Consider the following 11,157-nt stretch of genomic DNA (forward strand, 5'->3'; position numbering starts at 1 on the left):
CTTTTTCCTTTAAGTGAGCACTGCGTTCAAGGGGTGAAGACGTATTCGTTTCTGTTGACGTGGAACATGCCTAGGAAATTGCCGAAACGCCTTTCGCTTCGTCATCCTGTGGCGGAGCAGGGAGCGAAGCGACGCGGCGCAGACCATAGGATCCATGCCGCGACTCCTGAGCGTTGCCGCGGTGCAGAATTCTGCTCCGCTGCACTCCGTGGCAAAGGTCACGGCATGGATCCCAGGGTCTCCGCGACGGAGCTTCGCTCCTGCTTCGCCCAAGGATGACGAAGTTTGGAGGCGTCGGCCAATCTCGAGCGTTGGCGATGGCCGTTCAAACGAATCCTGGCCAACAACGCTGAACCGTTGGGCATAACCGGCCTGGCTACGTCGGGTCTTCGCGATGCAGGTCATGGATGGCCACACCGTCGACATTGGTCGGCATCGTCAGCCACTCACGATGGCGCAAGGTGCGCTGCGTGTCCTCCAACCCTGTCTCCCAATGCTCGCGCATCGAGGTGCCTGAGAACTCATAGTCCTTGGCGTGACCCTCATAGCCCTTGTGCTGATAGATCAGGTGCACGATGTTGACGGTGCCGGCGTCCGAATAGTCCTCGATCAGCGCTTCCTCGGCCGGCGTCCGCAACTCCTTCGGCACCCGTTTCAGTGCATCGAGCAGGCGCATCTTGAGACCGTGGATGCGTTTGAAATTGTCGGTGTTTTGCCGTGTGCGGCTTGAATACATGATGTCCTTGTGGCGCGACAGCACGTCCGGCATGCTGCGCGGCAGGACGCCTCGCGCGCTGAACAGGTCGACCTGGAAAACCAGCGAGGAACGGTCCTCTTCCTGGTCGAGCAGATATTGCAGCGGCGTGTTGGAGACGATGCCGCCGTCCCAGTAATATTCGCCTTCGATGCGGATCGACGGGAACGCCGGCGGCAGCGCGCCGCTGGCCATGATGTGCTCCGGTTCGATGCGGACCTTGTCGGTGTCGAAATAGACGAAGTTGCCGGTCCGGACGTTGACCGCGCCGACGCTCAACCGCTTCTTGCCGTCGTTGAGGATGTCGAAGTCGATCAGGCTTTGCAGCGTCTCCTTCAGCTCGGCCGTGTCGTAGAAGCTGGTGGCGCCCTCGGCGCCGGGCTGCTCCATCCAGGGGTTAGGATTGCGCGGCTTGAAGAAGCCCGGCTGCCCCATGACCATGGTCATCCACGAACTGGTGCGATTGCGGATATCACGGTAGATGTCGCCTTCCGGCGTATAGGCCCAGATCTTGCGACCCGAAATCGTCTGCCAGAATTGCTCGAGGCGCTGCAGCCGGCGGCTCGATTCATTGCCGGCGATGATCGCCGCATTGATGGCGCCGATCGACACGCCGGAAAGCCAGCTCGGCTCGCAGCCGGCCTCTGCCAATGCCTGGTACACCCCAGCCTGGTAGGCGCCGAGCGCGCCGCCTCCCTGAAACACCAGCGCGACGCGGTCATACTGCGCCGAGATCTCCGCGATGGTGGCGGTGGCCTCCTTGTTGCGATTGCGTTCGAGCACGGCTTTGGTCTCCGACTTCTGTTTGGGCTCTGAAAGGCTTGTGCAGCTCAGGTGCGGTCGGCGAGATAATCGTGAACCACTTCGCCCAGCCCAAGCGTCAGGTCGGCGGTGAAGTGGACGGCGGATACGATGTCGAGCACCGGCAGCCGCGCCACGTCGGCCATGACGTGCGGCCGCAAATCGAGTGCGGCGGGCGCTGTCCAGGCTTCCTTCAGCGTGATGTCGGTGAGGTGGTAGCGGACCAGTTCGCAGATGCGCGGCGTGCCGTCGACATGCGGGACGATCTTGATCAGGAAATTGGGCGCGGCCAGCGAAGCGAGGACAGAGCCGTGATCGGCTTTCTTGTGCTTGTAGCCCATCGTGCCGGTGGCGCACAGAACGCTGCCATAGTGCAGCGTGCCGACGATGACCTCGCCTTCATGCACGATCTTGGGATTGGCAAGCTTCTTGGGAAAGCCCCACAGTTCGCGGCCGCCGGCGATCGGCGCGTCGTCGTCGAGATACATCGAATGGACGTAGGCGCCGTGCTGGCCCTTGTAGCGCACCGGGATGACCTGGCCGGTCTCGGTGTAGTCGCCGAAACCGGTCGAGTCAGGCATGCGGATGAATTCGTATTTGACCAGCGGCTCGTCGATCTCCAGCGGCTCCGGCACGACAGCCTCTAGCGCCTCGCGCGTCGTGCGGTAGGTGATGATGACGTATTCGCGGTTGAAGAAACGGTACGGCCCGGGCGGAAAGGAGGGGTTGGTCAGCGGCATCGCATAGGCGCGCTTCACGACATCGGCGATCTGCAAGGCTGTAGCCCCATTTTGGTTCAGGAATGACTGCGCGAATGCGCTCCGGATTATGTTGCACGGCACCATGACAGTGCCGTGTCAGCCGCCTGACAGCCGCCCAAGGGGCCTGTCGACGGCCGTCTCAACCCTGTAATCGCACCGACATATGGCTATGGCACTGTCATGGTGCGGCGCACAAAGGCGGCCCCGTTCGTTCCCTCCCACCTCTTGCGAGATCATCATGGGTTTCCTGTCTTCGAAGAACGCCCTCGTCACCGGCTCGACCAGCGGCATCGGCTTGGCCATCGCCCGCGCCTTTGCCGTGGAAGGCGCCAATGTCACCATCAACGGCCTTGGCGATGCGGCTGCCATCGAGCACGAGCGCGCCGGCATCGAGAAGGATTTCGGCGTCAAGTGCCGCTACTCCGGTGCCAACATGATGGATGGCGCGGCGGTCAGCGCCATGGTGCATGAGGCCGAGGCTGCCTTCGGCAGTCTCGATATCCTGGTCAACAATGCCGGCATCCAGCATGTCGCGCCGATCGAGGAGTTTCCCGATGACAAGTGGGAAGCCATCATCCGCATCAATTTGCTCGCCGCGTTCTACGCCATCAAGGCGGCACTGCCGGGCATGAAGACGCGCAAATGGGGCCGTATCATCAACACCGCCTCGGCGCATGCGCTGGTCGCCTCGCCGTTCAAGTCGGCCTATGTGTCGGCCAAGCACGGCATTGCGGGCCTCACCAAGACGGTAGCGCTCGAAGCAGCGCTCGACGGCGTCACCGTCAATGCGATCGCGCCGGGCTATGTCTGGACGCCGCTGGTCGAAAGGCAGATTCCCGACACGATGAAGGCGCGCGGCATGACCGAGGAACAGGTCAAGCACGATGTGCTGCTCGCCGCCCAGCCGACCAAGGAATTCGTCACCGTCGACGAGCTCGCCGCGCTGACGCTGTTCCTGTGTTCGGACGCGGCCAGGCAGGTCACCGGCACAACCTTGCCGATGGATGGCGGCTGGACGGCACAGTAGAGGGTAATCCAAGCGTTCCGTTTGCCTGCTGGTGCCGCTGGGCGCTGGCAGAAAAGCACCCGGCTATGCCGTGATCTTAATCGATGCGGATGGCGTGGTCGTGCATTTCCATGATTTTGCGATCGACGCGGCGGGTTGCCCGCCTCCGGCAGGCTTCGCGGGGCACTGAGCAGGACTTCCCGCGAGGGCCAAGATGCCGCCAGTCGCATGTGCCGGCCTATTGCACGGCAGCGCAACAGGCTGCGCCGTTGGCTGAGCTGAACGATCCCAACCGATGCCCATCCGCGCACTGACGGCGACTGCGCGGCATCGGGTTTCCCAGCCTCTTTCTCGTCCCGCCGGACTACGGTGAAAGTGTCCGAAAAAGCACGGGAATATGGACATTAGTCTTGACAGAAATACAGATGTTCAATACCCGTCAGGCAATCGAACAAGCCTGCATTATGGGAGGAACGAGCGGTATGGCTTCCAATGTTTCGTTGACGGGTCTTGCCCGCGATCTCGAGGAACGCGCAAAGTCGGGCAAGCCTATCCGCATCGGCCTGATCGGCTCGGGCGAGATGGGAACCGACATCGTCACTCGTGTCGCCCATATGTCGGGCATCGAGATCGGCGCCATTTCCGAACTGAACCTGCCGGCTGCCAGCAAGGCCGTCGATATCGCTTTCCAGGAAACCGGGCATGCGCGCGAAGTGTCGAATGCTTCGGCTATGACGTCGGCGATGGAAGCCGGCAAGGTCGCGGTCACCAACGACGCCGACCTTGTCATCAACAATGATCTGATCGACGTCGTCATCGATGCCACCGGGGTTCCCGCCGTTGGCGCCGAGATCGGGCTGCGCGCCATGGAGCATGGCAAGCATCTGGTGATGATGAATGTCGAGGCCGACGTCACCATCGGCGCCTATCTGAAAAGCGAGGCCGACCGGCTCGGCGTCACCTATTCACTGGGCGCCGGCGATGAGCCGTCCTCCTGCATGGAGCTGATCGAGTTCGTCTCGGCCATGGGTCACCCGATCGTTGCCGCCGGCAAGGGCAAGAACAATCCGCTCAACATCGACGCTATTCCCCCGGACTATGAGGAGGAAGCCAAGCGCCGGCACATGAATGTCCGCATGCTGGTCGAATTCGTCGACGGCTCCAAGACCATGGTCGAGATGGCGGCAATCGCCAATGCCACCGGCCTGGTTCCAGACAAGGCTGGCATGCATGGCCCGGCGGCGACGCTTGGCGAACTGTCCAAGGTGCTGGTGCCGCAGAAGGATGGCGGCGTTCTGTCGAAGGTCGGCGTCGTCGACTATTCGATCGGCAAGGGTGTCGCGCCCGGCGTCTTCGTCGTTGCCGACATGTCGCATCCGCGCATCTCCGAGCGCATGGAAGATCTGAAGATGGGCAAAGGCCCGTATTTCACTTTCCATCGTCCCTATCACCTGACCTCGCTCGAGGTGCCGCTGACCTGCGCGCGCGTCGTGCTCTACGGCAAGGCCGACATGGTGCCGCTGGCCAAGCCGGTGGCCGAAGTGGCCGCCGTGGCCAAGAAGGACATGAAGCCCGGCGAGAAGCTCGATGCGATCGGCGAATATTGCTACCGCGCCTGGATCATGACGACGCCTGAAGCGCGCGCCGCCAAGGCCATTCCCTGCGGCCTGCTGCAGGGCGGCTCGGTCACCGCGCCGATCAAGAAGGGCGAACTCATAACCTACGCGAATGCAGCGCCCGCGGCGGGCTCCAAGATCGCCGAACTGCGCGCTCGCCAGGACAAGCTCGTCTATGGGACCGTGGGAGCGTGATCATGGCCACAGCCAGCAAAGCCGTCACTGACAGTCGCGCCAATCTGCCCTTCGTCTACCGCCAGTACAGCGCCGAGCAGCTCAAGCAGGTGCTCCACAAGATGTACCTGATCCGCCGCTTCGAAGAGGGCGCGGAGGAGTGCTACACGCGCGGCCTCATCCATGGCACCATGCATTTGTCGATCGGCCAGGAAGCCAGCGCCATGGGCATCTGCATGCCGCTTGCCGAGGATGACCAGATCACCTCGACGCATCGCGGTCACGGCCACTGCATTGCCAAGGGCGCCGAGGTCAAGCGCATGTTCGCCGAGTTCTTCGGCAAGACCACAGGCTACTGCAAGGGCCGTGGCGGCTCGATGCACATCGCCGATGTCGGCAAGGGCAATCTCGGCGCCAATGGCATCGTCGGTGGTGGTATCCCGATCGCCGTGGGGGCGGCATTGTCCTCCAAGATGATGAAGACCGGCAAGGTCGTGGTCTCGTTCTTCGGCGATGGCGCCAACAATGAAGGCGCTTTCCACGAGGCGCTAAACATGGCGGCGGTCTGGAAGCTGCCTGTCATTTTCGTCTGCGAGAACAATGGCTACGGCATGTCGACATCGACAGCCCGCTCGACCGCGGTCAAGAACATCGCCGAGCGCGCCGCCGCCTATTCGATGCCCGGCGTCATCGTCAACGGCAACATCTTCTCCGAGGTCGCCGAGGCGTCTCATCAGGCTGTTGCCCGAGCCCGCGCCGGCGAGGGGCCGACGCTGATCGAGTCCAAGACCTATCGCCATCGCGGCCATTCCAAGAGCGACCGCAACCGCTATCGCACCAAGGAAGAGATCGAGGACTGGATGTCGAACCGCGATCCGATCACCCTGTTCGAAAGCGAGCTCAGGGAATTCGGCTTCATCGACGACAAGGGCATCGAGGCCATTCGCGATGCCGTGGCGCAAGAGATCGCCGAGGGCATCGAGTTCGCCAAGGCGAGCCCATCGCCCGATATCAGCGAGACGGGAAATTACGTGTATACGGAGCAGGCGTGATGGACGCGATGGTGCGTGAACTGAGCTACGCCCAGGCGATCCAGGAGGCCATGGCGATCGCCATGGACATGGACGAGCGCGTTTTCCTGATGGGCGAGGATATCGGCGTCTATGGCGGCGCCTTCCAGGTCACCGGCGACCTGGTCGAACGTTACGGCGCTGACCGCGTCATCGACACGCCGATTTCGGAACTGGGCGGCGCGGGCGTTGCGGTTGGGGCTGCGCTCACCGGCATGCGGCCGATCTTCGAGTTCCAGTTTTCCGATTTCGCCACGCTTGCCATGGAGCAGATTGTCAACCAGGCGGCCAAGATGCGCTTCATGCTGGGCGGCGAGGTTTCTGTTCCCGTGGTGATGCGCTTTCCCGCCGGTTCCGGCACCGGTGCGGCGGCTCAGCACAGCCAGAGCCTCGAAGCCTGGCTCGGCCATGTGCCGGGTCTGAAAGTCATCCAGCCGGCGACCCCCTATGATGCCAAGGGCATGCTTTTGGCGGCGGTCGCCGATCCCGATCCGGTCATGATCTTCGAGCACAAGCTGCTCTACAAGATGAAGGGACCGGTGCCCGAAGGCTATTACACCGTGCCGATCGGCAAGGCCGATATCCGCCGCGAAGGCCGGGATCTCACCATCGTCGCCACCTCGATCATGGTGCAGAAGGCGCTCGACGCGGCAGCCGTGCTGGAGAGCGAAGGCATCGACGTCGAAGTCGTCGATCTCCGGACCATCCGGCCGATGGACAAGCAGACCGTCATCGACAGCGTCAAGAAGACGTCGCGGCTGCTATGCGTCTACGAAGCGGTCAAGACGCTGGGCATCGGCGCCGAGGTCAGCGCCATGATCGCCGAGAGCGAAGCGTTCGACTATCTCGACGCGCCGATCGTGCGGCTGGGCGGCGCCGAAACGCCGATCCCCTACAATCCGGAACTCGAGAAGGCGACGGTGCCGCAAATTCCGGACATCATCACCGCCGCGCGCGACCTCGTGAAAGGGGTCCGCTAGACCATGCCGACCGAAGTCATTCTTCCCAAGGTCGACATGGACATGGCGACCGGACAGATCTCGCGCTGGTTTGCCGAGGAGGGCGCGCACGTCAAGAAGGGCGATGTGCTGTTCGAGATCGAGACCGACAAGGCGGCGATGGAAATCGATGCGCCGGCCAGCGGCGTCCTGCGCGATGTCACCGGCAAAGAGGGTGTCGATATTGCGGTCGGCGCTGCCGTGGCGTGGATCTATGCCGACGGTGAGGCCTATGGGGCTGATGCTGCTGCGGCCAAGCAGGACAAGGCGCCAATCTCCCCCCCCGCGGGGGAGATGTCGACGAAGTCGACAGAGGGGGGCGCTGTCGCGCCAACGTCTCATTCTGTCACGCACCCCTCTGCCCTACCCTCTTTGCCGCCACTTGGCATCTCCCCCACAAGGGCGGAGATCGGCCAATCGCCATCGGCCGGCCGTGCAACACCGCTTGCCCGGCGCCTGGCCCGTGAGGCCGGCCTGAACCTCTCGACCGTATCTGGCACCGGCCCGTATGGCCGGGTGGTGAGGGCCGATGTCGACGCGGCCATTGCCGGTGGCGGCGCCCAGACGGCGCCTGCCGCCAAGGCTCCGGCTGGCGTGCCGGCTGCTGCTCCTGCCGCGCCGGTAAAGGCGATGTCGGACGATCAGGTCCTGAAACTGTTCGAACAGGGCTCCTACGACCTTGTCCCGCATGACAGTATGCGCAAGACCATTGCGCGCCGCCTGGTCGAGGCCAAGACCACCATTCCGCATTTCTACCTGACGCTCGACTGCGAGCTCGATGCGCTGCTGGCGCTGCGCACGCAGATCAATGCGGCAGCCCCGGTGAAGAAGACCGACAAGGGTGATGCTCCGGCCTACAAGCTGTCGGTCAACGATATGGTCATCAAGGCGATGGCGATGGCGCTGAAGGCAGTGCCGGATGCCAATGCCTCGTGGACTGAAAGCGCCATGGTCAAGCACAAGCACGCCGATGTCGGCGTCGCGGTGTCGATCCCCGGCGGCCTGATCACGCCGATCATTCGGCATGCCGACGAAAAGACGCTGTCCACCATCTCCAACGAGATGAAGGATCTCGCCAGTCGCGCCCGCAGCCGCAAGCTGAAGCCGGAAGAGTATCAGGGTGGCACCACGGCGGTGTCCAATCTCGGCATGTTCGGCATCAAGGATTTTGCCGCGGTCATCAACCCGCCGCACGCGACCATCCTGGCAGTCGGCGCCGGCGAGGAGCGGGCAGTGGTCAAGAACGGCGAGATCAGAATAGCCACCGTGATGTCGGTGACGCTGTCGACCGACCACCGCGCCGTCGACGGTGCGCTGGGTGCCGAACTGCTGGTCGCCTTCAAGAACCTCCTTGAAAATCCGATGGGCCTGCTGGTCTGATCCACCAAGCAGAAGCCGGCGCCGACTGATGCGCCGGCTTGCGACAGAAACGACTTGTCAGGCGCTGACCCTTGACCCATGTTCTATCTGGATTGCGATCCAGGGAGGCCAAATATGCCTGCATTCGACCCATCTGACGTCAAAACCCTGTTCGGCAAGGTCATGGGTGCGTCGCCATCCGACATCAAGCTGGTGGCGCAGCGCCTGCACGACCACGCCTTCGAGCCTCGCATGTCGGCGGAGGAGACCAGGCAGCTCGTCGCCAGCCTCGGCTATGACAGTCTGGACGCGTTCTGCGCCGACATCGGTCTGCCCACGCATATCGCCGAGCGGTGGAGCCGTTTTGGTGTTTCCGGCGAGATGAAGCAGGTGTTCACACTGTTGGCGGCGCAGCGCAAGCGGGTGGCCGAGGCGATCGCCGAATTCGAATCCATGACCCATGTCGGCGTCGAGGATTTTTTGCGCGAGCGCGGGCTGATCTAACCGCCCTTGGCAAGCAGCGCCGTGGCGGTATCGCTGTCAGTGATCAGCACATTGGTGTCGACGGCTTTCAGTGCGGCGAGGATCGCCGCGACCTTGCGCTTGCCGCCCGCGGCGAGAACCACATTCGGCACCTTGCCGACCACATCGAGATCGATGGCCATGACACGCCCGTTTACCTCGTGGTCCACCAAACGGCCATTGGCATCGACGAAATAGCACAGCATGTTGGCGACCGCGCCCTTCGCTTTCAACGGAGCGATCAGCGATGACGGAACGATGCCATGCCGGAAGATGGTGGCGTCCGGCGACATGTCGCCGACGGTGAGCAGCGCGATGTCGGCGGCGGCCGCGCGTTGGCGTACATCCTGCAGGGTCGGCTGCGCCCAGAGGAGATCGCGCAGCGAGGAATTGTCGACCGTGACCGGCGCGGTGATCTGGTAGCTGTCGACCTCGAAGACATCGGCTACCTTGGCGGCAACGATGGACGGATTGATCCATTGCGAGTGCGGCAGGCTGCCGACGAGCGCCACCACACAGGCACGCTTCAACTGCCGGCGGGCAAGGAAGCCGAGGCTGGCATGCAGGGTCGCGCCGCCACCGATGGCGAGCGTCATGCCGTCCTGCATCTGCTCGCCGAGATAGGCCGCGACGGCATGGCCGATGGCTTTCTCCAGATGGTCATGCGCCGAAGGCGTCGGGATGACGACGGCGGCATTCAGACCCCAGCGCTTTTCCAGTCCCCGCTCGAGCGCCACCTGCCCGGCGGTCGGCGCGTTGATCATGGTGACGACAATGCCCTCGGCGGTGCAGGAGGCCAGCGTACGCATGACCTTCACCCTGGAGACATCGAGCTTTTCGGCAATCTGTTCCTGGGTGAAACCTTCGACATAGTAGAGCCATGCCGTCTTGACGGTAAGGTCCGACGAGACCATCGGCAGGCGAGCCTGTCTGGGTTTTTCTGTGGTCATCGGTTCCTGTCCCTCATGAGCCGTGGCCTGACCGGTGCTCATCAAGGAAATACCGGCCGGATGTCAACTGATGCCGGATCTGCGGCGTGTCGATTGTCGCACATTTCTGTTCATTTGTAATTGACATCGTACATATGAACATATTTTGTGGGTTTCACGCGCTGTGTCATCCACCAGTCATATGCGCCGTGCAGGGAGGAAGAGACGGGGAGCCGGCCAGAGCCGGACCGGTCATGCACAGAAAGACAGGAGGTCTCATTGAAGACGCACTTCATCAAGCTGCTGGCCAGCCAGCTGGCGCTCGCGGCAACTTTGTTTGCCGGCGTGGCAAACGCCGAAATACTGACGCTCTACACGTCCCAGCCGGAAGCCGACGCGGCCAAGACCGTGGATGCCTTCAAGAAGGCGCAGCCGGGTATCGATGTGAATATCTATCGCTCCGGAACGAGCGACATCCTCACCAAGATGGCGGCCGAGTTTGCCGCCGGCAGCCCGCAGCCCGACGTGCTTCTGATCGCCGATGCGGTCTCGATGGAGCTGTTGAAGAAGGACGACCGGCTACTGCCCTATCCCGAGGCAAAGCTCGATGGCATCGAGGCGGATGCCTATGACGCCGACAAGACCTATTTCGGCAGCAAGCTGATCACCACCGGCATCGTTTACAACACCGCCGCGGCCGAGAAGCCGCAGCATTGGGCCGATCTTGCCAAGCCCGCCTATGCCGATGGCCTGGTCATGCCGAGCCCGCTCTATTCGGGTGCCGCCGCCTACCTGCTTTCGGGCTTCGTCGGCGACGCCAATTATGGCTGGGATTTCTTCCAGAAGCTGAAGACCAACAACACCGTCAGCGTGCGCGGCAATGGTGCGGTGCTGAAGGCGGTGGCATCGGGCGAAAAGCCCTATGGCATCCTGGTCGACTTCATGGCGATGAACGCCAAGAAGAAGGGTTCCCCGGTCGAGTTCGTGTTCCCCTCGGAAGGTGTGCCGGCAGTGACCGAACCGGTCGCCATCATGAAGACCGCCAGGAATGTCGACGGCGCCAAGAAGTTCGTCGACTTCATTCTTTCCGATGACGGCCAGAAGCTTGCGCTTTCGATGGGCTATCTGCCGGCGCGCGCCTCGGTCGGCCGCCCCGAATGGCTGCCG

Annotated in this window: 10 protein-coding genes; 7 read left to right on the forward strand and 3 right to left on the reverse strand. The window is 62.7% G+C overall.

From position 1 onward, the window contains the following. Positions 1–376 precede the first annotated feature (376 nt). Complete coding sequence (locus EN884_RS11035; protein WP_024503027.1) at positions 377–1,537, reverse strand: patatin-like phospholipase family protein; 1,161 nt, start codon at positions 1,535–1,537, stop codon at positions 377–379. A gap of 47 nt (positions 1,538–1,584) precedes the next feature. Continuing rightward, the gene (locus EN884_RS11040) at positions 1,585–2,331 is read right to left on the reverse strand and encodes an acetoacetate decarboxylase (RefSeq protein ID WP_063169133.1); all 747 of its coding nucleotides are present in this window, start codon (positions 2,329–2,331) and stop codon (positions 1,585–1,587) included. A 223-nt stretch (positions 2,332–2,554) separates the two neighbouring features. Between EN884_RS11040 and EN884_RS11045 the strand changes: the two genes are divergently transcribed. From EN884_RS11045 to EN884_RS11070, 6 genes are all read left to right on the forward strand, one after another. Continuing rightward, complete coding sequence (locus EN884_RS11045; protein ID WP_063169132.1) at positions 2,555–3,343, forward strand: 3-hydroxybutyrate dehydrogenase; 789 nt, start codon at positions 2,555–2,557, stop codon at positions 3,341–3,343. Positions 3,344–3,804: 461 nt separating this feature from the next. Continuing rightward, a complete protein-coding gene (locus EN884_RS11050) occupies positions 3,805–5,133 on the forward strand; it encodes an NAD(P)H-dependent oxidoreductase (RefSeq protein ID WP_024503031.1) in 1,329 nt (442 codons plus the stop codon). A gap of 2 nt (positions 5,134–5,135) precedes the next feature. Then, positions 5,136–6,164, forward strand: coding sequence for a thiamine pyrophosphate-dependent dehydrogenase E1 component subunit alpha (locus EN884_RS11055; RefSeq protein WP_063169131.1), 1,029 nt, complete (start codon positions 5,136–5,138; stop codon positions 6,162–6,164). After that, positions 6,164–7,162 (forward strand): alpha-ketoacid dehydrogenase subunit beta, encoded by a 999-nt coding sequence (locus EN884_RS11060; RefSeq protein ID WP_027163140.1) that lies wholly within the window; start codon positions 6,164–6,166, stop codon positions 7,160–7,162. Before EN884_RS11055 ends, EN884_RS11060 begins: the two co-directional genes overlap by 1 nt. Before the next feature lie 3 nt (positions 7,163–7,165). Further along, the gene (locus tag EN884_RS11065; RefSeq protein WP_127417394.1) at positions 7,166–8,560 is read left to right on the forward strand and encodes a pyruvate dehydrogenase complex dihydrolipoamide acetyltransferase; all 1,395 of its coding nucleotides are present in this window, start codon (positions 7,166–7,168) and stop codon (positions 8,558–8,560) included. A gap of 114 nt (positions 8,561–8,674) precedes the next feature. Beyond that, a complete protein-coding gene (locus tag EN884_RS11070; RefSeq protein ID WP_013529317.1) occupies positions 8,675–9,043 on the forward strand; it encodes a hypothetical protein in 369 nt (122 codons plus the stop codon). On the opposite strand, the gene EN884_RS11075 is transcribed toward EN884_RS11070, so the two are convergent. Beyond that, complete coding sequence (locus EN884_RS11075) at positions 9,040–10,011, reverse strand: sugar-binding domain-containing protein (protein ID WP_027162947.1); 972 nt, start codon at positions 10,009–10,011, stop codon at positions 9,040–9,042. The two genes, EN884_RS11070 and EN884_RS11075, sit on opposite strands and share 4 nt — an antisense overlap. A gap of 258 nt (positions 10,012–10,269) precedes the next feature. Here EN884_RS11075 and EN884_RS11080 point away from each other — a divergent pair. Next, positions 10,270–11,157: ABC transporter substrate-binding protein (locus tag EN884_RS11080; RefSeq protein ID WP_128360554.1), on the forward strand; the 888-nt coding region annotated here is incomplete at its 3' end.

The sequence above is a fragment of the Mesorhizobium sp. M7A.F.Ca.AU.001.01.1.1 genome (assembly GCF_004022735.1).
In the GTDB taxonomy this organism is placed as follows: Bacteria; Pseudomonadota; Alphaproteobacteria; order Rhizobiales; family Rhizobiaceae; genus Mesorhizobium; species Mesorhizobium ciceri.